At 71.9% G+C, this 23,275-nt stretch carries 19 protein-coding genes; 8 read left to right on the forward strand and 11 right to left on the reverse strand.

Features of this window, described 5'->3' with window-relative positions:
* Positions 1–124: 124 nt before the first annotated feature.
* The 3 genes from V9U70_RS26060 to V9U70_RS26070 form a co-directional block, all read right to left on the reverse strand.
* Positions 125–1,216 carry an SRPBCC domain-containing protein gene (locus V9U70_RS26060; RefSeq protein ID WP_336679104.1) on the reverse strand — a complete coding sequence of 364 codons (1,092 nt, stop codon included), beginning with the start codon at positions 1,214–1,216 and terminating at the stop codon, positions 125–127.
* Positions 1,217–1,307: 91 nt separating this feature from the next.
* On the reverse strand, positions 1,308–2,909 hold the full coding sequence (locus V9U70_RS26065) for a polyamine aminopropyltransferase (protein ID WP_336679106.1): 1,602 nt from the start codon (positions 2,907–2,909) through the stop codon (positions 1,308–1,310).
* 95 nt (positions 2,910–3,004) lie between these two features.
* The gene (locus tag V9U70_RS26070) at positions 3,005–3,526 is read right to left on the reverse strand and encodes a DUF2617 family protein (RefSeq protein WP_336679108.1); all 522 of its coding nucleotides are present in this window, start codon (positions 3,524–3,526) and stop codon (positions 3,005–3,007) included.
* A 709-nt stretch (positions 3,527–4,235) separates the two neighbouring features.
* On the opposite strand from V9U70_RS26070, the gene V9U70_RS26075 reads away from it, so the two are divergent.
* Both V9U70_RS26075 and V9U70_RS26080 read left to right on the forward strand, forming a co-directional pair.
* Complete coding sequence (locus tag V9U70_RS26075; RefSeq protein WP_336679110.1) at positions 4,236–5,405, forward strand: pyridoxal phosphate-dependent aminotransferase; 1,170 nt, start codon at positions 4,236–4,238, stop codon at positions 5,403–5,405.
* 65 nt (positions 5,406–5,470) lie between these two features.
* Positions 5,471–7,249, forward strand: coding sequence for a C40 family peptidase (locus V9U70_RS26080; RefSeq protein ID WP_336679111.1), 1,779 nt, complete (start codon positions 5,471–5,473; stop codon positions 7,247–7,249).
* A 95-nt stretch (positions 7,250–7,344) separates the two neighbouring features.
* Here the strand turns inward: V9U70_RS26080 and V9U70_RS26085 are convergent, their stop codons facing one another.
* Both V9U70_RS26085 and clpB read right to left on the reverse strand, forming a co-directional pair.
* A complete protein-coding gene (locus tag V9U70_RS26085; RefSeq protein WP_336679113.1) occupies positions 7,345–7,893 on the reverse strand; it encodes a YbjN domain-containing protein in 549 nt (182 codons plus the stop codon).
* Between the two features lie 189 nt (positions 7,894–8,082).
* The gene (gene clpB, locus V9U70_RS26090) at positions 8,083–10,668 is read right to left on the reverse strand and encodes an ATP-dependent chaperone ClpB (RefSeq protein ID WP_336679115.1); all 2,586 of its coding nucleotides are present in this window, start codon (positions 10,666–10,668) and stop codon (positions 8,083–8,085) included.
* A gap of 196 nt (positions 10,669–10,864) precedes the next feature.
* On the opposite strand from clpB, the gene V9U70_RS26095 reads away from it, so the two are divergent.
* Entirely contained in the window at positions 10,865–11,266 is a 402-nt protein-coding gene (locus V9U70_RS26095) for a pyridoxamine 5'-phosphate oxidase family protein (protein WP_336679117.1), read from the forward strand.
* 142 nt (positions 11,267–11,408) lie between these two features.
* On the opposite strand, the gene V9U70_RS26100 is transcribed toward V9U70_RS26095, so the two are convergent.
* Complete coding sequence (locus V9U70_RS26100; RefSeq protein WP_030588701.1) at positions 11,409–11,729, reverse strand: Rieske (2Fe-2S) protein; 321 nt, start codon at positions 11,727–11,729, stop codon at positions 11,409–11,411.
* Complete coding sequence (locus V9U70_RS26105) at positions 11,726–11,926, reverse strand: hypothetical protein (protein WP_336679118.1); 201 nt, start codon at positions 11,924–11,926, stop codon at positions 11,726–11,728. Before V9U70_RS26105 ends, V9U70_RS26100 begins: the two co-directional genes overlap by 4 nt.
* 128 nt (positions 11,927–12,054) lie before the next feature.
* Here V9U70_RS26105 and V9U70_RS26110 point away from each other — a divergent pair, with 128 nt between their 5' ends.
* The 3 genes from V9U70_RS26110 (at position 12,055) to V9U70_RS26120 (ending at position 15,057) form a co-directional block, all read left to right on the forward strand.
* Positions 12,055–13,038, forward strand: coding sequence for a helix-turn-helix transcriptional regulator (locus V9U70_RS26110; protein WP_419724033.1), 984 nt, complete (start codon positions 12,055–12,057; stop codon positions 13,036–13,038).
* Positions 13,039–13,231: 193 nt separating this feature from the next.
* Positions 13,232–14,218 (forward strand): LuxR C-terminal-related transcriptional regulator, encoded by a 987-nt coding sequence (locus V9U70_RS26115; RefSeq protein ID WP_336679120.1) that lies wholly within the window; start codon positions 13,232–13,234, stop codon positions 14,216–14,218.
* Between the two features lie 296 nt (positions 14,219–14,514).
* On the forward strand, positions 14,515–15,057 hold the full coding sequence (locus tag V9U70_RS26120) for a hypothetical protein (protein WP_336679121.1): 543 nt from the start codon (positions 14,515–14,517) through the stop codon (positions 15,055–15,057).
* Between the two features lie 117 nt (positions 15,058–15,174).
* On the opposite strand, the gene V9U70_RS26125 is transcribed toward V9U70_RS26120, so the two are convergent.
* From V9U70_RS26125 to dnaK, 4 genes are all read right to left on the reverse strand, one after another.
* Complete coding sequence (locus V9U70_RS26125) at positions 15,175–15,627, reverse strand: heat shock protein transcriptional repressor HspR (protein ID WP_336679123.1); 453 nt, start codon at positions 15,625–15,627, stop codon at positions 15,175–15,177.
* A gap of 1 nt (position 15,628) precedes the next feature.
* On the reverse strand, positions 15,629–16,816 hold the full coding sequence (gene dnaJ / locus V9U70_RS26130) for a molecular chaperone DnaJ (protein WP_336679125.1): 1,188 nt from the start codon (positions 16,814–16,816) through the stop codon (positions 15,629–15,631).
* A gap of 96 nt (positions 16,817–16,912) precedes the next feature.
* Positions 16,913–17,563, reverse strand: coding sequence for a nucleotide exchange factor GrpE (grpE, locus tag V9U70_RS26135; protein WP_336679127.1), 651 nt, complete (start codon positions 17,561–17,563; stop codon positions 16,913–16,915).
* Positions 17,560–19,419: a molecular chaperone DnaK gene (gene dnaK / locus V9U70_RS26140; RefSeq protein ID WP_336679129.1), complete on the reverse strand. Its 1,860-nt coding sequence runs from the start codon at positions 19,417–19,419 to the stop codon at positions 17,560–17,562. Before dnaK ends, grpE begins: the two co-directional genes overlap by 4 nt.
* Before the next feature lie 889 nt (positions 19,420–20,308).
* Between dnaK and V9U70_RS26145 the strand changes: the two genes are divergently transcribed.
* Together V9U70_RS26145 and V9U70_RS26150 are read left to right on the forward strand one after the other, a co-directional pair.
* Positions 20,309–20,929: a sugar transferase gene (locus tag V9U70_RS26145; RefSeq protein ID WP_336679230.1), complete on the forward strand. Its 621-nt coding sequence runs from the start codon at positions 20,309–20,311 to the stop codon at positions 20,927–20,929.
* 70 nt (positions 20,930–20,999) lie between these two features.
* Positions 21,000–23,267, forward strand: a complete 2,268-nt coding sequence (locus V9U70_RS26150) for a (Fe-S)-binding protein (RefSeq protein WP_336679131.1) — start codon at positions 21,000–21,002, stop codon at positions 23,265–23,267.
* The last annotated feature ends 8 nt before the right edge of the window (positions 23,268–23,275 follow it).

Below are 23,275 nucleotides of genomic sequence, written 5' to 3' on the forward strand. Positions count from 1 at the left end.
CTCGGACGGCCGCCCGCCCCGAACGTGCCCGCGCCGCCGGCCCCGGAGCCGGTTCCCCGGCTTCCGCCCGCCTTGGCGCCTGCGTTCGAAGTGCCCGCCGTCGCCGGACCGCCGCCCCGCGGGTCTACCTCCGCCGCCGCAGCGCCCGCCCCAGGACCACGGCGGAGGCCAGCGCGAGCGCAGCCGCCGGAGCCACCCACCGCAGCGTGGTGCCCGCACCGCCCGACTCCGGCGAGGGCACCGGGGCGTAGCGGCCGCGCGGAGGGGCGTGGTCGACCTCCTCCGCGCTGCGCCCGATCATGGTCCGCCGGGCGTGCGCGGCTTCGGCGGGCGGCTCGTCGGGGACGGTGAACTCCACACCGGCGACGGGGTCGAGCGAGGGCGGCGGCACAGGCGAGTCGAACACGGAACCGGAGGCGTCGCGGCCCTCACCGGCACCGCTGCCCGGGGCGGCCTCCGCCCCGTCGCCGGCCCCTGCTCGGACACCCCGGCTCCCCTCGGCGTCCGAGCCTCTCCCGGCGGCGGCGTCCGATCCTGTCCCGGCGGCGGCGTCCGATCCTGTCCCGGCGCCGACATCGGTGTCGGCGCCTCCCCCGGCATCGGCATCCTGCTCCGCGCCCGAAGCGTCGGCGTTCTCGACACCTGCACTCTCTGCGCCCAGGCCCTCGGCATCCGCGCCCTCAGCACCCGGGCCCTCGCCCTCGGCGTCCAGTCCCTCCGCCGCAGCCGGGGCGTCCTCCGCAGCCGTGGCGTCCTCCTCGTGCCCGGCCAGCGACTCCGTCACCAGCTGCTGGGTGAAGCGGTCCAAGAGCCGGTGGGCGGCAGCGAGCGCCGCGCCCTTCTCCAGCTCGACCAGCCGCCCGTCCCCGCTCACCGTGCCCCTGTACGTCAGCGTCGTCCCGTCGTCCGCCGCCGCGAGGCCGATGGTGAGGGCCAGCTTCACCGCACCGCTGCCGCGGGCCTCCACGCCCTCCCCGGTCACCGAGAAGCGCTGCTCACCGGTGTCGAGCTCGCCGTCCGGTCCGGAGAGCCGCAGCTCGCCCCGGTAGGTGATGGTGTGGCCGCCGGCCCGCAGCTTCAGCCGGCCCGCCAGGGGCGACGCCGACGCGTCGGCGTCCTGCTGGAGGCCCGGTACACAGCGGGCGACGCGGGCGGGATCGCCGAGCGCGCGCCGCAGGGCCGGGGCGGGAACCGGGACGTACACCTCATGCTCCATGGAAACCGAGCCTAATCGGCCCCGGCCCGGACGTCAGCGCTTCGGCCCGCCCGGCACGTCCCCGTCCGCAACGGTCGCCCCCACCGCGGGCTCACCCGCCCTCCCGGTACCGGGGGCGGATGAGTGTCGACGGGGGCCGGGGCGGCAGCCGGACGCTCTCCGCGGCCCGCGCGCCCTCCCGCAGCTCGCGGTCGCCCAGCGAGCGCGGTACGGGCCCGTCGGCCGGCAGCCCGGGCGACGGCGCCCTGCCCGCCCCGGCGAGGAGGAAGCCCCACTCCTCCTCCCCCGGCCCTCCGGCCCCGCCCCGCTCCCGGCCCGCCGCCGCCCGGCCGGCGCACCGGCAGGCGATGCGGTACGGGCGGGGCACGAGGCCGCCCGCCCGCACCGAGGCCTCCACCGTCCAGAAGGTCTCCGGCCGCCTCCCCGGCGGCCCGGCGTGCACCGCGAGCCGCCCTCCCGGCGCCAGGGCCTCGGCGACCAGGCCGTAGAACTCGGCGGAGTACAGCTTCGCGCCGGCGGTGATGCCGGGGGCCGGCAGGTCGGAGACCACCACGTCGTAGCGGCCGCGGTCGGCCCGGAGCCAGGCGAACGGGTCCGCCGCGACGGCGGTCAGGCGCGGGTCCCGGTAGGCGTGGCCGTTGAGCCCGGAGAGGGCGGGGTCCGTGCGGGCCAGGCGGGTGAGGGCGGGGTCCAGCTCGACGACCGTGACCGAGCGGACGTCCGGGTAGCGCAGGGCCTCACGGGCGGCGAGCCCGTCGCCGCCGCCCAGGATGAGCACCCGCGCGCGGGGGCCGTCCATCGCGGGGTGCACCAGCGCCTCGTGGAAGCGGTGCTCGTCGCGGGCGCTGGCCCGCAGCCGACCGTCCAGATAGAGGCTGAGCGCGTCCCGGCCGGCGCCTGTCAGGACGACCTCCTGCACCCCGCTGTGCACGGCGACCCGCACGTGGTCCCCGTACACCGCCTGGCGTGCCGCCCGCTCGAAGTCGTCCACCAGCACGGTGGCGGCCCCCAGGAGGGCGATCACCGAGACGTTGGCCAGAGCGACGAGCCACCGGGAGCGGCGGCCGAGGTCGCGCCGGAACACCCACAGGACCAGCGCGCCGCCCGCCGCCGCGTTGACCGCTCCGGTGCACAGCGCGCCGGTCAGCTGACCGAGCACCGGCAGCAGGAGGAAGGGGAACGCGAGCCCTCCGACGAGCGCGCCCACGTAGTCGGCGGCGAAGAGGTCGGCGACGGCGCCGCCCGCGTCCTGCCGGTCGACGCGCTGGATCAGCGTCATCAGCAGCGGGATCTCCGCTCCGATCAGGACGCCGATCGCGAGGGAGAACGCGACCAGGGAGTACCGGGAGTCGCCGAGCCAGGCGAACGAGGCGTGCAGGACCAGCGCGGAGGAACCGCCGACCAGGGCGAGGGCCGCCTCGATCAGACCGAAGCCGGCGGCGGCGTGGCAGCGTAAACGTTTCGCGAACAGGGAGCCGATGCCCATGGCGAAGACCATCACGGACAGCACGACGGAGGCCTGCGTCACCGTGTCGCCGACCAGATAGGAGGAGAGCGCGACCAGTTCGAGCTCGTAGACGAGGCCGCAGGCGGCGCAGACGAAGACCACGGCCAGCACGAGGAACCGACCGGTCCTCGGCCGTACGGGAAGCCGCGCCGCCCCTGCGCGGAGCGGTGCCTGCTGGTCGATCATGAAGCGAACGCTACGTCACGCATCCGTCGCTTCCCGTCACCCACGCGCCTGCGGCCCCCTGCACCCCGCGGCGCTCCGGCCGCGCCGCCAAGGCCTCAGCCCACCGGCGCGGCCACGCGCGCGCCGAACCGGGAACGGGTCACCACCAACTGGCCTTCCTGCGGGTAGGCATGCCAGGTGCGCCAGCGCACCTGGCCTTCGATGCGCTGGGCGAGCATCGCGGTGAAGGCGTACGGGCTGCCGGGGAAGGTGCCGGCCAGCCCGTGCGGATGGTCGCTCACCAGGGCCAGCAACTCCTGGGCACGGCCGGTGAACTGACCCACCGTCAAGTTCTCTACGCGCGCCGCGAACTCGTACTCCCAGTTCCCGAGCCGTTTCGCGACGCCGAGGGGCAGGGGGGTGCTGCTGCCGGGCATGCAGGCAACCGTCTCCGAGCAGGTTCCGCGGCCCTCCCGCAGGAGCACCTGATGGGAGGCCCCGAGCAGCCTCAACTGGAGTTCGGCGCCGCCGAGCCGGAGGTCGAGGACGGCGAGGGCGGGAAGCGGTTCCCGCCCCAGCGTCCAGGCCAGGTCGGCGGCGCGGGTATCGGAATAGGCCGTCTGGAGGGTGGTGAGCATGGATCGGCTCCGCAAACACACATGGACACATGGACAGGCGGACGCCCCTCTGGTGACTGCGCGTGGGAGGCAGGAGCGCCCGATCCGGCCCAACTGGGGTCCGAGGGCTGAATGTTCTCTTCGATGAGGGAATCACGAAGTACGCCTTGCTCACAGCGCTTTCGACCAACTTGCCGTGGTTTCCATCCCCCCGGGGGCAGCACGGTTCACGTGTTCAGCAGAAAACATCCGCGTCGCTCCCTGGATGCAGCCAACCGAAAAAAACCCGGGGGGAGTTCACCCCCCGGGCACCCGCCGTCAGGTCACTGCCGGTGACCGCGCGCCGGATCGTTCAGTCGCCGCCACCGCCGCAGCCGCCGCCACCACCACCGCACGTGTGTCCGCCCGAGGAGCCGCCCGAGTCGCCTCCGTCCGCCCACAGGCCGGACCCCGATCCCCCACCGGCCGACCCCCGTCGTCTCCCGGCAGGCCGGGCCGCACCGCCTCCGCCCCTGCCCCTGCCCATCAGGACCACCAGCCCCCCGATGACCGCCGCGGCGATCAGTGCCGCGATGTAGCCGCCCATGTCCCTCACACCCTTCCCCCGGAGCGACGTCCCCCGTCGCTTCCCCGTTTCCGCCGGTCGCTTGCGTGGCAGGGGCATGCCCCCACCCCCCGGGGGTGAAAGCAGACTTGAGCAACTCCAGAGCTTCGGCGCAGGATGGCGCCCATGACACTGGGACGACCGCTGCTCAACCGCCGCCTCGCCGCGTTCGGCACGACGATCTTCGCCGAGATGTCCGCGCTGGCCGTGCGGACCGGCTCCATCAACCTCGGGCAGGGCTTCCCCGACACCGACGGCCCCGAGGAGATCCGGGAGGCGGCGGTCCGGGCGCTGCGCACCGGGCACGGCAACCAGTACCCGCCGGGCCCCGGGGTCCCCGAGCTGCGCGCCGCCGTCGCCGCCCACCAGGAGCGCTTCTACGGCCTGACCTGGTCCCCGGACACCGAGGTCCTGGTGACCACCGGGGCCACGGAGGGGATCGCCGCCTCCCTGCTCGCCCTGCTCGAACCGGGCGACGAGGTCATCGCGTTCGAGCCGTACTACGACTCGTACGCCGCCTGTATCGCGATGGCGGGCGCGGTCCGCGTCCCCCTGACGCTCCGCGCGCCCTCCTTCCGCCCGGACCTCGACGAGCTGCGCGCCCTGGTCACCCCGCGCACCCGCCTGCTGCTCCTCAACACCCCGCACAACCCGACCGGCACGGTGCTCACCCCCGACGAGCTCAGCGGGATCGCCGCACTGGCGGTGGAGCACGACCTGCTGGTCGTCACCGACGAGGTGTACGAACACCTCGTCTTCACCGGCGCGCACCACCCGATCGCCGCCCTGCCGGGGATGCGCGAGCGCACGGTCTCCGTTTCGAGCGCGGGCAAGACCTTCTCGTACACGGGCTGGAAGGTCGGCTGGGTGACCGGGGACGCCCCGCTGGTGGCCGCCGTGCGCGCGGCGAAGCAGTATCTGACCTTCGTCAGCGGGGGCCCCTTCCAGTACGCGATCGCCGAGGCCCTCGCGCTGCCCGACGCCTTCTTCACCGCGTTCCGGGAGGGGATGCGGCGCCGACGCGACCTGCTGGCCGAGGGGTTGCGCGCGGCGGGCTTCCGGGTGCACGAGCCGGAGGGCACGTACTTCGTCACCACCGACATCTCCCCGTTCGGCGAGGAGGACGCCTACGCCTTCTGCCGGGCGCTCCCCGAGCGCTGCGGGGTGGCCGCCGTGCCGGTCTCCGTCTTCTACGACGACCCGGAGGCGGGCCGCAGCCAGGTCCGCTTCACCTTCTGCAAGCGCGACGACGTGCTGGAGGAGGCGGTAGCGCGGCTGGGGCGGCTTGCGCCCTGAAAGGGCTCGGACGCGGCTGAGTAGGGTCTCGGACCAAGCACCTTGGCTCACTTGGGGGTACCCGCATGTCCGCACCGACGTCCTCACCGAACCGCAGATCGGTTCTCTCCGCGATCGCCGGGCTCGCAGCCGGCAGTACGCTGCCGCTCGCCCCGTCCGCCGCCGCGGCCGCCCCGGCCGCGGGCGCCACGACCGCCACCGCCACCGCCGCCGCCGGGCGGCTGCCGATGGTGATCGACTCCACCGACCCGTGGCACTTCGGGGACCACCCCGCCGGCGCGCTGACCACCCGTGCCCTCCCCGGAACCCCCGCGGTACTGGAGGTGTCCGACGGCGACGGGGTCCTCGCCACCCTCACCACCGGGGCCAGGACCGTCACGCTGCGCGGGCCGAAGCGCTCGTTCACCGAGCAGAAGAAGCCGCTCAGCGACGCCTTCGACCGCACCCTCCCCGCCGGGCAGACCGGCTGGGGGTCCTCCCCCGGCGGCGGCAGGTGGTACACGGTCAACGGCTCCGACGCGGACTACTTCCTGGAGAACGGCCGCGCGACCGTGCGGCTCACCACGACCAACGCCAGCCGCCACGCCCTGCTGTCCGACAAGGCGGTCGGGGACGTGAACGCCGCCGCCCGCGTCTCCTTCGACAAGGCGCCCACCGGCGGGCCCGTCTCGCTCGCCCTCTCCTTCGCCGCCCAGGACGTCAACAACCACTACCGGGCCCGGCTGAACGTCACCCCCGCCGGCGAGGTCCAGTTCCTCCTGGAGAAGGAACTCGCCGACGTCACCACCGCCCTGAGCCCCGCCGTCACCGTCGGCTCCGGCTTCGTGGCGTTCCAGCACTGGTGGGTGCGGGTGGAGAAGACCGGCGACCTGCTCCGGGCCCGGGCCTGGCGCCACGACGCGACCGAGCCCACCACCTGGCAGCACAGCCTCCGCGACCCCGAGGCCGACCCGGACAAGGTCTTCACCACGGGCGCCGTCGGCGTCCGGGCTCTCGCCTCCTCCGGTGCGGCGGTGCCGCTGGAGGCCCGGGTGTACGACTTCGTCATCGACGCGGCCCAGTGGACGGACCCTCCGGTGGTCTCCCACGACACCTGGGTGCGGGTCCTCCCGGAGCCCTTCGACGGCGCCTGGACCTCCGCCGTGGAGCAGCGGATCAGCGCCTGGGCCGGCGACACCTCCCCCGACGCCCTCGCGTACGCCTCGATGTACCGGCCCTTCGCCCCCGCCGTGACGGACCCCTCGCTCCAGGGCGCCCAGGTCCTCGGCGAGTCCGGCTACAGCCCGAGGAACGCCGCCGGAACACGTGACATCGGCTTCGACTTCCATGACTACATGGGCCTGAGCTGGGACTTCCCCGCGAGCGGTGAGCACATGGAGCCGGACGCCGTGGACCCGGCGAAGGCCGACAACCTCCACAACATGGACTGCTCGGGATTCGTCCGGATGGTGTACGGCCACCACCTGGGCATCCCGATGGTCCGCTCCAGGAACTTCGACGGCCTGAACCTGCCTCGTACCTCGAAGAACCAGTCCGCGCACGGGCCCGGCGTGGTGGTGGCCCGGGCGACGGGCCAGGCGCCTTCGCTGGGCGCGCTGCGGGTCGGCGACGCGGTCTTCTTCGACGCGAGCGTCCCCGACAGCGGTGACCCCGAGACGGACGGTGGCGTGATCGACCACGTCGGCATCTATGTCGGCCGGGACCAGCACGGCGGGCTGCGGTTCGTCTCCAGCCGCCGGACGCCGGACGGGCCGACCATGGCGGACCTGGGGGCGAAGTCGATCCTGAACGGCCCGGCGGACGCGCTGTACACGAAGTCGCTGCGGGTCGTGCGCCGGTTCTGAGGCGCGCGTCCGCGCCCGGGGCGGCCGCGGACGGCGGACGGCCCGGGAGGCGGTCGTGGTGACCGTCTCCCGGGCCGTCGTGCGGGCCGGGCGCCCTAAGCCTGGGCGGACTCCGTGCCCCCGCCGTCCGTGCCCTCGGCCGGCTGGATGCCGAGGCGCTCGACGAGCCACTTGTCGAACTCGATCGACGCGCGCACCCAGCTGACCGTCGAGGAGACGAAGTGCTCCAGGCTGACGCCGGTGCCGATGAGCATCTGTGCCTCACCGATCAGCCGGACGGAGCCCGCCTCGCCCTCCTCGCCCTCGTGGGAGTGCGTGTAGACCTTGGGCCACAGCGTGCGGCGGTTCCAGTCGTCGATCGCGTCCAGGAGGACGGGACGCTGGTCGAGCGCGTGCGGGCGGTCGTAGAACGTGCGGACCGAGAAGACCTGCTGCTCGGCCTCGCCCCGGAACATGAAGTACGTCCGGAACTCTTCCCACGGCGCCGCGAGGTCGCCCTCGTCGTCGACGACGTACTTCAGCTCCATCTGGTCGAGAAGCTGCTTGACGAGGTCCTGGTCAGGGACGACGGGGCCCTCCGGTCCTGCCGCCTGCGGTTCGGGCTGGCCCCCGAAATTAGGAATCGAGGACGGATCGATGCTCACCGTTATTTCCCTTCGTGACGATTGCGGCCATCCTCTCCCATGGCGGGCGGGGCATGGCAAGCCCCGGCGGCCCCTATCCGCCAGAAGCTGACAGACAGCGGGCTGGGGCCGGGCCCACCGGGCGTCCGCACACCGGGCGCGACCGGCCGGGACCGGTGGCGACCGCCGCTCGCCCGGCGGAGCCGGCGGTTACTCCACGCGGCCCACGGTCAGCCCCTCCTCGACCCGGTCCACCCGTACGGTGTCTCCGTCCCGGACCTCGCCGGACAGGATCTCCTTGGCGAGCCGGTCGCCGATCGCGCTCTGGATGAGCCGGCGCAGCGGCCTCGCTCCGTACGCCGGGTCGTTGCCCTCCTCCGCGAGCCAGGCCAGCGCCTTCGGGGTGACGTCGAGGGTGAGCCGCCGGTCCGCGAGCCGGGCCGCGAGCCGGTCGACCTGGAGCTTCGCGATGTGCGCGAGCTCCTCGCCGGAGAGGGCGGAGAAGACCACCAGGTCGTCCAGCCGGTTGACGAACTCCGGCTTGAACGAGGCCCGCACCACCTCCAGCACCTGCTCCTTCTTGACCTCCGGCTTGACCAGGGGGTCCATCAGGAACTGGCTGCCGAGGTTGGAGGTGAGGACGAGGATCGTGTTGCGGAAGTCGACCGTACGGCCCTGGCCGTCGGTGAGCCGGCCGTCGTCGAGGACCTGGAGCAGGATGTCGAAGACCTCGGGGTGGGCCTTCTCCACCTCGTCCAGCAGCACCACGCTGTACGGGCGGCGGCGGACGGCCTCGGTGAGCTGGCCGCCCTCCTCGTAGCCGACGTAGCCGGGCGGGGCGCCGACGAGGCGGGCGACGCTGTGCTTCTCGCCGTACTCGCTCATGTCGATGCGGATCATGGCCCGCTCGTCGTCGAAGAGGAAGTCCGCGAGCGCCTTGGCCAGCTCCGTCTTGCCGACGCCGGTGGGGCCGAGGAAGAGGAACGAGCCGGTGGGCCGGTCGGGGTCCGCGATCCCGGCGCGGGTGCGGCGTACGGCGTCGGACACGGCCTCCACCGCCTCCGACTGGCCGATCAGCCGCCTGCCGAGCTCGGCCTCCATCCGCAGCAGCTTCTGCGTCTCACCCTCCAGCAGCCGCCCGGCCGGGATGCCGGTCCACGCGCCGACGACGTCGGCGATGTCGTCGGGCCCGACCTCCTCCTTGACCATGGTGTCCTTGGAGGCCTCCTGCTCCGCCTCCGCGGCCTCCTCCAACTCCCGCTCCAGGCCGGGGATCTCCCCGTAGAGAAGCTTGGACGCGGCGTCGAAGTCGCCGTCGCGCTGGGCCCGTTCGGCCTGGCCGCGCAGCTCGTCCAGCCGCTCCTTCAGCTCACCGACCCGGTTGAGACCCTGCTTCTCCTTCTCCCAGCGGGCGTTGAGGCCGCGCAGCTCCTCCTCCTTGTCGGCGAGGTCGCGGCGCAGCCTTTCCAGGCGCTCCTTGGAGGCGGCGTCGGACTCGTTCTTCAGCGCCAGCTCCTCCATGCGCAACCGGTCGACGGAGCGCTGGAGTTCGTCGATCTCCAGCGGCGAGGAGTCGATCTCCATACGCAGCCGGGAGGCGGCCTCGTCGACCAGGTCGATCGCCTTGTCGGGCAGGAACCGGGAGGTGATGTAACGGTCGGAGAGGGTGGCGGCGGCGACCAGGGCCGAGTCCGCGATCTGCACCTTGTGGTGGGCCTCGTAGCGGCCCTTGAGCCCGCGCAGGATCGCGACGGTGTCCTCCACGGACGGCTCGGCGACCAGCACCTGCTGGAAGCGGCGCTCCAGGGCGGGGTCCTTCTCGATGCGCTCGCGGTACTCGTCCAGCGTGGTCGCGCCCACCATGCGCAGCTCGCCGCGGGCCAGCATCGGCTTGAGCATGTTGCCCGCGTCCATGGCGGAGTCACCGCCCGCACCGGCGCCGACGACGGTGTGCAGCTCGTCGATGAAGGTGATGATCCGGCCGTCGCTCTCCTTGATCTCGGAGAGGACCGTCTTCAGGCGCTCCTCGAACTCGCCCCGGTACTTCGCTCCCGCGACCATCGCTCCGAGGTCGAGCGAGACGAGCCGCTTGTTCTTCAGGCTCTCGGGGACGTCCCCCTTGACGATCCGCTGGGCGAGCCCTTCGACGACGGCGGTCTTGCCGACGCCCGGCTCGCCGATGAGGACGGGGTTGTTCTTCGTCCGGCGCGAGAGCACCTGCACGACGCGGCGGATCTCCTGGTCGCGGCCGATGACCGGGTCCAGCTTGCCCTCGCGCGCGGCGGCCGTGAAGTCCGTGCCGAACTTCTCCAGGGCCTTGTACTGGCCCTCCGGGTCGGGTGTGGTCACCCGGCGCCCTCCCCTGCTCGTCTCGAATGCGGCCAGCAGCTTCCTGGCGCCGGCCCCCTGTGCGTCGAGGATCTCACCGGCGCGGCCGCCCTTGGCCGCGATGCCGATCAGCAGGTGCTCGGTGGAGATGTAGTCGTCGCCCAGCTCCTTCGCCCGCTGCGCGGCGTCCTGGATGACGGCCAGCAGCTCGCGGTTGGGCTGCGGGGGCGCCACGGTGGAACCGGTGACACTGGGCAGGGAACCGATGATCCGCTCGGCGCCGGAGCGCACGGCGACCTGGTCGGCCTCGACGGAGGCGAGCAGGTCGACGATGTTCTCGTTGTCCTCGCCCTCCAGCAGCGCGAGCAGCAGATGCCCCGGCGTGAGGTCCGCGTGCCCGTCCTTGACGGCCCTGCCGGTGGCCGCGTTGATGGCGTCCCGGCTCTTGTTGGTCAGCTCGGCGTCCACGTGTGGTCCCTCCTCCTCGCAGCTGCCGCTGCTCAGCCTCGATACTGCCTCGTCGCTCAGTCCTTGACTGATTCAACCTGCACAAAGTTGAGTCTATTCCACTCAAGGCGTTTTGGGCACACGCATCGCCTCTCGGGGCGCCCCGCACGCCGACGCGCCCCGGCTGCGCCGGCACGCTCCCATCTACGCTGCACCCATGGCCGACGTACGCAACCCCAGCCCCGAGTACCTCGCGTTCTGGCGCGAGTACCACCTGTGCACCCTGACCACACTCCGCCCCGACGGCACGCCCCACGTGGTGCCCGTCGGAGTGACGTACGACCCGGAGGCGGGGATCGCCCGCGTGATCACTGACAGGGGGAGCCGGAAGGTCGCCAACATCCTGGCCGCGGGCCCCGAGGGGGCACGGGTCGCCGTCTGTCAGATGCACCGGGCCCGCTGGGCGACCCTGGAGGGCCGCGCGGCGATCCGCACGGAGCCGGAGGTCGTCGCGGACGCCGTGAGCCGCTACGCGGAGCGCTACGAGCGCACGCCGAAGCCCAACCCGGACCGGGTCGTCATCGAGATCACCCTCGACCGGGCCCTCGGCAGGGCGTGAGCCCCACGGCGGGCGGGCCCGGGAGCAGGCCCCGGCAGCGCGCCGGAGGGAGGACAGCACAACGGCGCCACCGTGTTCAGGTCACGGTGGCGCCGCTGTGTGGGGGAAGCGCCGGAGCGATGGGTGACGACGGGGGAATCGCTCAGGCACTGCGGGGGGTGGCGGAAAGGGGTTCTGCGTCGAACAGCTCGTGGTCCCGCTGGTCGAGGTTGACGAAGATCATGCCGTACCTGACGGCGCAGCGGACCGGCTGCGGCGCGCCACGCGGCCGACGGAGACAGCGATAGGCGCGGACGTCCTCGTCCTCCTCCATCACCACGACGATCGGCTCTCCGAACAGGGTGACCATCAACGAGTCGCCACGACGGGGGAGGGCCGTGAGCAGATCGATGAAATGCCACCCTGAGCGATAGGCGGTTGCCATCTCGCGCCGGAAGGTGCGGTCGTCCGGCGGGGTGGTCATGCGACCGAACGGGCCGGTGCGACCCAACCGATGTCACCTGGAACCGTGGCGGGCGCGGTCCAGCCGATGTCGCCCGGCGCAACAGCCTGAGCAGCCTTCTCCTCGCCGCCGCCCATGACGCCGACGCCCGTCAGCCCGAGTCCAAGGGCCGCGACGAACGAGGCGGCAAGCGCCGAGCGAAGCATTCGCTTGTACATAGTCGGCTTCGTCCTCACTTGTGGATTCTTCTCCCCCGCACTTAAGACGATGTCCCACCTGGGCACGCGAACACCACTGGGTCGATGCATCATGTTCCTGAATGTTCAGGAACCTGGGGGGTGGAGATATGACCGCAAGCCACATAAAGACGACACATCCTCATGGGATCACCGAACTATGTGAAGCAGGGGGGCGTCTTTACGCCACCGCACTCCGCTCCGGCCGCATCGCCCGGTGCGAGCTGGAGCCCGCTCCGTGCCTGGTGGAGTTCGCCCTGCTCCATCCCGACCCGGACGATCCTGGCTGGCTCAGGCCGGTGCCGCCGTCAGCGGCGCTGGCGCAGCATCTGCATCCCATAGAACGCGAGATCCAGGAGCGCCGAAGGCATTCGGTGGAACTGACCGAGTCCTTCGAGCCCTTTATGGACATCAGCGCTCAGGGCCCGCCCATGACGCACGCCATCACCGTGCTGGAGGGCGTCAACCGGATCAACGCGGCGCTCGACCTCGCCACCACGGAGTGCCGGACCGAGGTCCTCACCGTCCAACCGGGCGGCGGCAGGAACGAGGACCAGCTCAGCAAGTCGCTGGAGCGCGGCCTGTCCGTCGTGCACCGGGGCGTGCGCATCCGCACCCTCTACCAGCACACGGTCCGCCACAGCCCGAGCACGCTGGCCTACGCCGAGCGCATAGCCAGCGACAACGTGGAGATCCGCACGCTCGAAGAGCTCATCGAGCGGCTGATCGTCTTCGACCGCGCCGTGGCCTTCATCCCCGCCCAGGACGACCGCCAGGTCGCCCTGGAGCTGCGCCACCCCGGTCTCGTCGAGTACCTCGTCAAGGTCTTCGAGCAGCTGTGGACCCGGGCCGCCCCGCTGCTCGAAGAAGTCAAGTACGACCCGATGCCGCAGGGGATCAGCGGCGTCCAGCGGTCCATCGCCCAACTGCTCGTCGAGGGGCACGTCGACGACTCCATCGCCCGCCGACTCGGCATGAACGTCCGCACCTGCCGTGCTCACGTGGCCAAACTCTCCGCCGCCCTGGGCAGCAGCAGTCGCGCCCAACTCGGTTATCTGATCGCGCGTTCAGGAATCCTGGACCAGAGCTCCTGACCGTACGGGCCGCCGCCCGCCGCTCCTCCTCGACGCCGGGGGCCCGGCCGCGCCGGAGCGGAGCCGGACGCGCACCGGCGCACGGCGCACCGGAGGAGAAACACCAGGCTCTCCCGCCGTGCCGAGCCTTTCGCGAGCCGGGGACTTTCGCCACCGTCATCTTGTTGCACTGCAGGAAGTGAGGGGATCACCAATGCGTACGGACGGGGCGAACCAGCCGCATGCGCACGGGAACAGGGAGTTGTGCGCACCCGCCGTCGAGCTCTACGAACAGGCCCTCCGCGCCGGGCGCATCGCCCGCGCCGACGCCCTGTCCGTCCCCTGCCTCATCGAGATGGCCCTCCTGCGTCCCGATCCCGCCGACGCCGCCTGGATGCGTCCCGTGCCGCCCTCGGCGGCGCTGGCCCACCTCTTGCGGCCGATCGCCCGCGAGATCGACGAACGCGTCCGGCTCACCGCCGCGTTGAGCAGCACGCTCGCCCCCCTGGCGGCGGTGGCCAGCGACGACCCGAACCTCGCGATCACGGTCCTGGAGGGGCGCGGCCCCATCGCCGACTCCCTGCGGCACTCCTCCGCCGCCGCGCGGGAGGAGGTGCTCACGGCCCAGCCGGGCGGCAACCGCATGTCGGAGAACCTGCGGCAGGGACTGGAGAACGCGCGGACCGTCATCGCCGCGGGCGGCCGGCTGCGCCATCTCTACCAGCACCCCGTGCGCTACAGCCCGGGGTTCTCCGCGTATCTGGCCCAGATACCGCCCGGCCGCCTCGAAGTCCGCACCATGGAGCAGACCATCGAGCGGCTGATCATCTTCGACAGGACGGTCGCCTACATCCCCGCCGACCCCGACCGCACCGCGGCCCTGGAGATCCGCCACCCCTCGCTCGTCCGCTATCTGGTCCAGGTCTACGAGGTGCTGTGGGCCCAGGCCACTCCGTACACCCGGCAGCGCCCCGCCGCGGACCCCGGCGCCCCGGTCACCGCCGTCCAGCGCAGCATCGCCCGCCACCTCACCGACGGCCACCTGGACGACGTCGTCGCCCGCAAGATGGGCATCAGCGTCCGCACCTGCCGGGCGCACATCGCGAAGCTGATGCAGACCCTCGGCGCCACCAGCCGCACCCATCTCGGCGCGCTCCTCGTCCAGTCGGGCATCGTCGGAAGCGACCCGCACGAGCGCTGACCCGCCGGGCCCCGCTGACGCCACGGCCCCCGGGGGCCGCCGACGGCCCCCGGGCCGGCCGGGCGCCGGGCCGGAGCGCCCGCCAGGAGGCGGCCCGCGCACCGGGCGGGGCCCGGGCACCAGGGCCCCCGCGGCGCCCTGCGAGAATCGCCCTGAGCCGACCCGCGGGACCTCCTGGAGCACGGAACCGGCCGGGACGCGTGACCAGCCCGCGGAACCGGCCCCGGAGCCGGCGTCCCGCCCCGCCGCCCGACCGGCGCCCGCCCCTCCGCACGACCGAAGGACCACGGCCCAGGATGACCGACACCACGCCCGCCCCCTCGCCCGTGCCCGCCCCCGCCGTCGTGGAGGACGACCACTACGGGACCATCACGGTCGAGCTCACGGGCGAGCACCACGAGACGCTCGTCGTGAGCGGCGAGAGAGTCCCGCGCGTCGTCCTCACCCGTGCGCCCGGCGTCGAGCCCGACGACCGGATCGCGATCGGCACCCGCGACCCGCACCGCCTCACGCTCACGGTGGACGGCCGGGAGGCGGTGATCGCACCCGGCAAGGGGAAGCTGCGCCGCCGCTCCCACCGGGTCGACGTCCGGTACGCGGGCACGTCCTACCGGCTCGTGCCCGACTCGATCCCGAGCAGCCGACTGACCCGCGGCCGTGAGCGCCTCGGGGACTTCTCCTCTGACGGCGACCGGCGGGTGCTCGCCGAGTGGCGGCCCGGCGCCCCGGTCGAGCCGCTGGACGCGGCGATCGGCTACGCGCTGGCCGCGGCGTTCGGCACCGGCGGCCAGCCCCTGTGGATGATGGCGGTCGACGCGATCAGCGCCGCCCTGCCGTGACCCGGCCCGCCCATGCCCCGGGGCCGGGAGAGCACCAGCTCTCCCGGCCCCGGGGGCACAAAACTCCGTACGGCGCGAGGAGCGCGCCTCTCCCGGTCAAGATCCGCCGGACACCCTCTAATCCATCGGCCGCTTCGGCTTCGGCCGCCACACCACCAGGGCGCCGGTCTGCTGCACGTCCTGGTACGGCACCAGGTCACGGCGGTACGAGGCGTGCACCTGGGCCTCGCGCTGCCGCATGGCGACCGCCGCGCCGTCCACCGCCGCCGACAGCTCGGCGACGCGCTGCTGGAGCGCCGCGACCTGGTTCTCCAGCTCGATGATCCGCTTGATGCCCGCCAGGTTGATGCCCTCGTCCTGCGACAGCTGCTGCACCGTGCGCAGCAGCTCGATGTCGCGGGCCGAATAGCGCCGGCCGCGCCCCGCCGTACGGTCGGGCGAGACCAGCCCGAGGCGGTCGTACTGGCGCAGCGTCTGCGGGTGCAGGCCCGAGAGCTGGGCCGCGATCGAGATCACGTACACCGGTGTCTCATCGGTCAGCTGGTACGGATTGCGTCGACGGCCGTCCATCTCAAGCTCCCTTCGCGGCCTGGAACAGTTCCGCCCGCGGGTCTCCGTCCGCGGTCGCTTCCCGGTAGGCCTCCAGGGCGTCCCTGGCCTGCTGGCCGAGCTCCCCGGGGACCGTGACCTCCACGGTGACCAGCAGGTCGCCGCGGGTGCCGTCCTTGCGTACCGCGCCCTTGCCCCGGGCGCGCATCGTACGTCCGTTGGGGGTGCCGGGGGGAAGCTTCAGGGTGACCGGGGGGCCGCCGAGCGTGGGGACCTTGACCTCGCCGCCGAGCGTCACCTCCGGGAAGGTGACGGGCACGGTGACGGTGAGGTTGTCGCCCTTGCGGCCGAAGACGGGGTGGGAGCCGACGTGGACGACCACATACAGGTCGCCGGCCGGGCCGCCGCGCTCGCCCGGACCGCCCTTGCCGCGCAGCCGGATGCGCTGGCCGTCCGAGACGCCCGCCGGAATCCGCACCTGCATGGTGCGGGCCGACTTGGCCCGGCCGCTGCCCTTGCAGACCTCGCAGGGGTCCTGGGCGATGAGACCCCGGCCCTTGCAGTCCACACAGGGGTCGGTCAGCGAGAAGCCTCCGCCGCTGCCGCGCGAGACCTGGCCGGTGCCGACGCAGGTCGGGCAGACCCGGGGGGTGCCGTTCTTGTCTCCGGTGCCGGAACACGCCTTGCAGGGGGCCTGGCTGGACATCCGCAGCGGGACCGTGGCCCCGTCGACCGCCTCGGTGAAGCTGAGCGTCACCTCGGACTCGACGTCCTGGCCGCGGCGCGGCTGGACGCGGGCGCCCGTGCCGCCGCGGTTGAACAGCCCGCCGAAGACGTCGCCGAGACCGCCACCGCCGCCGAAGCCTCCGCCGGGGCCGCCCTGTCCGCCCGGGGCGCCGCCGCCGAAGAGGTCGCCCAGGTCGAAGTTGAAGTTGCCGCCCGCCCCGCCGGGGCCGGCGCGGTAGCCGCCGTTGCCGAAGAGGGCCCGCGCCTCGTCGTACTCCTTGCGCCGCTTGGCGTCGCCGAGGACGTCGTTCGCCTCCGAGATCTCCTTGAAGCGCTCCTCCGCCTTGGTGTCACCCTTGTTGGCGTCGGGGTGGTTCTCCCGGGCGAGCTTGCGGTACGCCTTCTTGATCTCGGCGTCGGTGGCGTCCTTGGGGACGCCGAGGACCTTGTAGTAGTCCTTCTCGACGAAGTCCTTCGTGCTCATCGACGTCCCTCCTTCCGGACGATCGGCCGAGCGGCCGGCCCGTGGGCCGGCCGCCGGGCCGGGCGGTGTGCACCCTGGTGGTCGGACGTGTCGGCGTCAGACCTCCTCGGTGCCACCGCTCTCCTCGTCGTCTGTCTTCTCTTCCTTGCCCGCGGCGGGCGTGGCGCCCGGCTGCGGCTCCGCGACGGCCACCCGCGCTGGGCGGATGGTCCGTTCGCCGATGCGGTACCCCGGCTGGAGGATCGCCACGCAGGTCGTCTCGGTGACGTCCGGCGCGTAGCTGTGCATCAGGGCCTCGTGGATCGTCGGGTCGAAGGGCTCGCCCTCCTTGCCGAACTGCTGGAGACCCAGCTTCGCGACGATCGTCTCCAGCGATTCGGCCACCGACTTGAAGCCGCCGACCAGCTCCTCGTGCTCCCGCGCGCGGCCGACGTCGTCGAGCACGGGCAGGAGCTCGGACAGGATGTTCGCCGCGGCGATCTCCTTGACCGTGACCCGGTCCCGCTCCACGCGGCGGCGGTAGTTCTGGTACTCGGCCTGGAGCCGCTGGAGGTCCGCGGTGCGCTCGCCGAGCGCGGTGCGGGCCTGGTCCAGCTGCGCCGTCAGACCGACGGTCGGGTCAACGTCCCCGGCCGGGGCCGCCGCCTCCTCCTCCGAGGGAGCGGCGGCCTTCGGCTCGGCGTCATCAGGGGTGGCGCCGGAGGGGACGTCGGGCTTCTCCTCGAAGCCCGGAGTCTCCTCGGTCACGCCGCACCGCCCTTGGAGTCCTTCTCGTCGTCCACGATCTCGGCGTCGACGACGTCGTCGTCGGCCTTGCCCTGGGCGCCCGCGTCACCGGGGGCCTCGGCGCCCGGCGTCGCACCGTCGGCCTGGGCGTTGGCGTACATCGCCTGGCCCAGCTTCTGGGAGACGGCCGCGACCTTCTCGGTGGCCGTGCGGATCTCGGCGGTGTCCTCGCCCTTGAGCTTCTCCTTCAGCTCGCCGACCGCGGTCTCCACCTCCGTCTTCACGTCACCGGGGACCTTGTCCTCGTTGTCCTTGAGGAACTTCTCCGTCTGGTAGACGAGCTGCTCGCCCTGGTTGCGGGACTCGGCGGCCTCGCGGCGGGCGTGGTCCTCCTCCGCGTACTTCTCGGCCTCTTCGCGCATCCGGTTGACCTCGTCCTTCGGCAGCGAGGAGCCGCCGGTGACGGTCATCTTCTGCTCCTTGCCGGTGCCGAGGTCCTTGGCGGCGACGTGCATGATGCCGTTGGCGTCGATGTCGAAGGCGACCTCGATCTGCGGCACGCCGCGCGGGGCCGGCGGCAGACCCGTCAGCTCGAACATCCCGAGCTTCTTGTTGTACGCCGCGATCTCGCGCTCGCCCTGGTACACCTGGATCTGCACGGACGGCTGGTTGTCCTCTGCCGTCGTGAAGATCTCGGAACGCTTGGTCGGGATCGTGGTGTTGCGCTCGATGAGCTTCGTCATGATCCCTCCCTTGGTCTCGATGCCGAGGGACAGCGGGGTGACGTCGAGGAGCAGGACGTCCTTGACCTCGCCCTTGAGGACACCGGCCTGGAGGGAGGCGCCGATGGCGACGACCTCGTCCGGGTTCACACCCTTGTTGGCCTCCTGGCCGCCGGTCAGCTCCTTGACGAGCTCGGCGACGGCGGGCATACGGGTGGAGCCACCGACGAGAACGACGTGGTCGATCTCGGAGAGCTGGATGCCCGCGTCCTTGATGACGTTGTGGAACGGGGTCTTGCAGCGGTCCAGGAGGTCCGAGGTCAGCTGCTGGAACTGCGAGCGCGTGAGCTTCTCGTCCAGGTGCAGCGGGCCCTCGGCGGACGCCGTGATGTACGGCAGGTTGATCGTGGTCTCGGTCGAGGACGAGAGCTCGATCTTCGCCTTCTCCGCGGCTTCGCGGAGACGCTGGAGAGCCATCTTGTCCTTGGACAGGTCCACGCCGTGCCCGTTGGCGAACTGCTTCACCAGGTAGTCGACGACGCGCTGGTCCCAGTCGTCGCCACCGAGGTGGTTGTCACCGTTGGTGGCCTTCACCTCGACGACGCCGTCACCGATCTCCAGGAGCGACACGTCGAAGGTGCCGCCGCCGAGGTCGAAGACGAGGATGGTCTGGTCGTCCTTGTCGAGGCCGTACGCCAGGGCGGCGGCGGTCGGCTCGTTGACGATGCGCAGGACGTTCAGGCCCGCGATCTCGCCGGCCTCCTTCGTCGCCTGGCGCTCGGAGTCGTTGAAGTACGCCGGGACGGTGATGACCGCGTCGGTCACCTTCTCGCCCAGGTAGGACTCGGCGTCCCGCTTCAGCTTCTGCAGGATGAAGGCGCTCATCTGCTGCGGGTTGAAGCTCTTGCCGTCCAGGTCGATCTTCCAGTCAGTGCCCATGTGGCGCTTGACGGAGCGGATGGTCCTGTCGACGTTCGTGACCGCCTGGCGCTTGGCCACCTCGCCGACGAGCACCTCGCCGTTCTTGGCGAAGGCGACGACGGACGGCGTGGTCCTGGCGCCTTCGGCGTTGGTGATGACGGTGGGCTCGCCGCCTTCGAGAACGCTGACGACGGAGTTAGTCGTGCCCAGGTCGATGCCGACCGCACGTGCCATTTCAATTCCTCCAACTGACTACTTGAGTGGATCTGACTCAAGGATGCATGACGCCGGGCCGGGCGTCAACAGACATGAGTCGGTAGGGCTCAACTTAAATGCCTCACATCGCTCACGGGCCACTGCGCCACGACCTACGCACCGCGCCGGCCCGCACCGGGCCCGCACCGCCGACCCCCTCCGAGCCACTGCGCGCCGCCCGGGCCTCTGCACCGCTGGGCCTCTGCGTCACTGCACCTCTGCGCTGCGGGGCTCCGGCCCCCTGAGCCTCTGCTCACTCAGCGGCCCGCCACACCTCACGCGTCCGCGGCGCCCTGACACGACACCTGCTACGCGCCACACGGCCGCGCACCCCCCACCCACCCTGCCACCGTGGGATCGTTCTGTCACAAAATGCCGCGAGTCGGCCGTAAGCCGTGAGTCGTTGGCAAACGGCGTCAAACAGCAGGTTTCACCATGAATCGTCACACCATCGAACCTTGAACCCCGGGTGGGCGCGATGCAGAACGCGAGGAAGCGGCGCGTACGGCAGAAGAACCGGCAGCGGAACCGGCAGATCCAGAGGGACCGCGCCCGCCGGAACGACCAGCGGCAGAACGGCCCGGGTCATCCGGCGGAGCGGGCGAGGACGCAGGGAGACCCGGCCGCGAAGGTCCGGGCGGAGCAGGCCAGCCCCCCGGAAGACCCGGCGGCGGAGGCCGGGGTCCCGGAAAGCCCGGCGGCGGGGAGCCCCCGGCCCCCGGCCCCGCCCGGCCCCGGCCCCCGACGCCGGCCGTACGCCCCAGAGCCCCCGCCCCGCCCCCGCGGCCGCCCCCCGCGAGGGCCCGCCACCCCGACCGGCGTCGCGCGGGCCCACTTCCCCTCCCGGCCCGCCGCACGCCGGGCCGACATCGAGGACCGGGCGCGGCGGCTGGCCGACCGCCTCACCCCCCGCACGACGGCCGAACGGGTGCTGGACCTGGCCCTCGGCACCGCCCTGCTGGCCCTGACCGCTCCCGCCGTCGCCGTCGCCGCGCTCGCCCTCGCGGTCCGGCGGCCTCCGGGCGGCGTGTGGGACCGGCGCGTGCGGACCGGGCTGGGCGGCCGGGTCTTCGAACTGCGCAGTCTGCGCACCCGCCGGCTGCGGTTGGACCTGCTCTCCCGGCTTCCCCACGTCGTCCGAGGAGAGCTGGCGCTCGTCGGGCCCGCCCCGCTGGCCCCGGGAGACCCCCGGGCGGCGCGACCCGGGGCCCGCCCGTGGCGGCAGGAGTTGCGGCCGGGACTGACCGGACTGGCGCAGGTGCGCGCCCGCTCCGGGATGCCGTGGGACGACCCCGCCCTGTTGGACCAGCACTACGCAGAGCACCATGGAGTGACGCTCGATCTGGTGATCCTCGCCGAAGCCGCGTACGGCCCGCTGCGGGCGACGCTGCGGAGGGCCCGCCGGACCAAGGCTGACCTGAGCGACACAGATCACCGCCGGCCCGGCTACAGCCCGGCGGAATATGTGGATAGTGTCAGCAGAGACTAATTAAGTTACTGCTTAGTAGTAGTGGGTAGTAGTCCTGGAACCCGCTCTCGCAGGCCCGAGGAGCCCCTAAATGCAACTCGCCGCGATCATCGTGTCGCTGGTGCTGACCGTCGTCGGCGTTGCGCTCATCGCCCGAGCCGTCGCACAGATCTACCGGTTCGTCCGTCTCGGACAGCCGGTACCGGCAGGCAGCCGCACCGACGACCCCAAACAGCGCACGATCACCCTGGTCAAGGAGTTCCTCGGCCACACCCGGATGAACCGGTGGGGCATCGTCGGCTTCGCACACTGGTTCGTCGCCATCGGCTTCCTGACCCTGCCGCCGACGCTGCTCCAGGCCTACGGACAGCTCTTCCAGGCGGACTGGGTGCTCCCGCTCGTCGGCAGTTGGCTGCCGTTCGAGCTGTACATCGAGTTCATCGGCCTGATGACGGTGGTCGGCATCGTCACGCTGATGGCGATCCGGCTGCTGAACCTGCCCACGCGGGCCGGCCGCAAGTCGCGCTTCACGGGCTCCAAGGCCTGGCAGGCGTACTTCGTCGAGTACGTCATCCTCACCATCGGCCTGGCCATCCTGGTCCTGCGCGGCCTTGAGGGCGCGATCCACCACGTCGACGGCTACGAGGCCGCGTACTTCGTCTCGTACCCCCTCGTGCTGGCCTTCGACGGTCTCGCGCCCGGCACGCTCCAGAACCTCATCTACCTCACCGCGATGATCAAGATCGGCACCTCGCTGATCTGGATGATCACGGTCTCGCTCAACACCAACATGGGCATCGCCTGGCACCGCTTCCTCGGCTTCCCGAACATCTGGTTCAAGCGGAACGCCGACGGCGAGGTCGCCCTCGGCGCCCTCCAGCCCATGACCTCGGGCGGCAAGGAGATCGACTTCGAGGACCCGGGCGAGGACGACGTCTTCGGCGTGTCCCAGGTCGAGCAGTTCTCCTGGAAGGGCATCCTCGACTTCTCCACGTGCACCGAGTGCGGCCGTTGCCAGTCACAGTGCCCCGCCTGGAACACGGGCAAGCCGCTCTCCCCGAAGCTCCTGATCATGTCGCTGCGCGACCACGCGCACGCCAAGGCCCCGTACCTGCTCGCCGGTGGCGGCAAGGACATGGAGGGCAACGAGAAGGCGACGGAGGAACAGCTCAAGGACGTCCCCGCGGCCGCTCTCGCCGAGGCCGAGCGCCCGCTGATCGGCACCGCGGAGGAGATGGGCGTCATCGACCCGGACGTCCTGTGGTCCTGCACCACCTGCGGTGCGTGCGTGGAGCAGTGCCCGGTCGACATCGAGCACATCGACCACATCGTCGACATGCGCCGCTACCAGGTGATGATCGAGTCCGCGTTCCCCTCGGAAGCGGGCACGATGCTCAAGAACCTGGAGAAGAAGGGCAACCCCTGGGGGCTCGCCAAGAAGCAGCGCGTCGAGTGGACCAAGGAAGTCGACTTCGAGGTCCCGATCGTCGGCAAGGACGTCGAGGACCTCACCGAGGTCGAGTACCTGTACTGGGTCGGCTGCGCCGGCGCCCTGGAGGACCGGGCCAAGAAGACCACCAAGGCCTTCGCCGAGCTGCTGCACATCGCGGGCGTCAAGTTCGCGATCATGGGCGGCGACGAGAAGTGCACGGGTGACTCCGCCCGCCGCCTGGGCAACGAGCCGCTCTTCCAGCAGCTCGGCCAGGAGAACGTGGCCATGCTGAACATGGCGTACGGCGAGGACGACGAAGACACGACGACGAAGAAGCCCAAGGCGTCGAAGAAGATCGTCGCCACCTGCCCGCACTGCTTCAACACGATCGCGAACGAGTACCCGCAGCTCGGCGGCGAGTACGAGGTCATCCACCACACGCAGCTGCTCCAGCACCTCGTCGACGAGGGCAGGCTCGTCCCGGTGACCCCGGTCGAGGGCCTGATCACCTACCACGACCCGTGCTACCTGGGCCGCCACAACAAGATCTACACCCCGCCGCGTGAGATCATCGCCAAGGTCCCCGGTCTGCGGAACGAGGAGATGCACCGCCACAAGGAGCGCGGCTTCTGCTGCGGCGCCGGTGGTGCGCGGATGTGGATGGAGGAGCGGATCGGCAAGCGCGTCAACAACGAGCGCGTCGACGAAGCCCTCGCCCTCAACCCGGACATCGTCTCCACCGCCTGCCCGTTCTGCCTCGTCATGCTGACCGACTCGGTCAACGGCAAGAAGAACGACGGCCAGGCCAAGGAGTCCGTCCAGGTCGTGGACGTCTCGCAGCTCCTCCTGGAGTCCGTGAAGGCCCCCGCCGACCCGTCGGGCGAGTCGGACCAGGCGGACGCGCCGGAGCCGGAACCGGCGAAGTAGCGGATCGC

The organism is Streptomyces pratensis (genome assembly GCF_037137275.1).
GTDB lineage: Bacteria > Actinomycetota > Actinomycetes > Streptomycetales > Streptomycetaceae > Streptomyces > Streptomyces pratensis_B.

What these genes read in the sequence shown, in the direction of transcription:
- V9U70_RS26060 (WP_336679104.1), bottom strand. Translation starts at nt 1,216, where the DNA reads ATGGAGCATGAGGTGTACGTCCCGGTTCCCGCCCCGGCCCTGCGGCGC.
- V9U70_RS26065 (WP_336679106.1), bottom strand. Translation starts at nt 2,909, where the DNA reads ATGATCGACCAGCAGGCACCGCTCCGCGCAGGGGCGGCGCGGCTTCCC.
- V9U70_RS26070 (WP_336679108.1), bottom strand. Translation starts at nt 3,526, where the DNA reads ATGCTCACCACCCTCCAGACGGCCTATTCCGATACCCGCGCCGCCGAC.
- V9U70_RS26075 (WP_336679110.1), top strand. Translation starts at nt 4,236, where the DNA reads ATGACACTGGGACGACCGCTGCTCAACCGCCGCCTCGCCGCGTTCGGC.
- V9U70_RS26080 (WP_336679111.1), top strand. Translation starts at nt 5,471, where the DNA reads ATGTCCGCACCGACGTCCTCACCGAACCGCAGATCGGTTCTCTCCGCG.
- V9U70_RS26095 (WP_336679117.1), top strand. Translation starts at nt 10,865, where the DNA reads ATGGCCGACGTACGCAACCCCAGCCCCGAGTACCTCGCGTTCTGGCGC.
- V9U70_RS26100 (WP_030588701.1), bottom strand. Translation starts at nt 11,729, where the DNA reads ATGACCACCCCGCCGGACGACCGCACCTTCCGGCGCGAGATGGCAACC.
- V9U70_RS26105 (WP_336679118.1), bottom strand. Translation starts at nt 11,926, where the DNA reads ATGTACAAGCGAATGCTTCGCTCGGCGCTTGCCGCCTCGTTCGTCGCG.
- V9U70_RS26110 (WP_419724033.1), top strand. Translation starts at nt 12,055, where the DNA reads ATGACCGCAAGCCACATAAAGACGACACATCCTCATGGGATCACCGAA.
- V9U70_RS26115 (WP_336679120.1), top strand. Translation starts at nt 13,232, where the DNA reads ATGCGTACGGACGGGGCGAACCAGCCGCATGCGCACGGGAACAGGGAG.
- V9U70_RS26120 (WP_336679121.1), top strand. Translation starts at nt 14,515, where the DNA reads ATGACCGACACCACGCCCGCCCCCTCGCCCGTGCCCGCCCCCGCCGTC.
- V9U70_RS26125 (WP_336679123.1), bottom strand. Translation starts at nt 15,627, where the DNA reads ATGGACGGCCGTCGACGCAATCCGTACCAGCTGACCGATGAGACACCG.
- dnaJ (WP_336679125.1), bottom strand. Translation starts at nt 16,816, where the DNA reads ATGAGCACGAAGGACTTCGTCGAGAAGGACTACTACAAGGTCCTCGGC.
- dnaK (WP_336679129.1), bottom strand. Translation starts at nt 19,419, where the DNA reads ATGGCACGTGCGGTCGGCATCGACCTGGGCACGACTAACTCCGTCGTC.
- V9U70_RS26150 (WP_336679131.1), top strand. Translation starts at nt 21,000, where the DNA reads ATGCAACTCGCCGCGATCATCGTGTCGCTGGTGCTGACCGTCGTCGGC.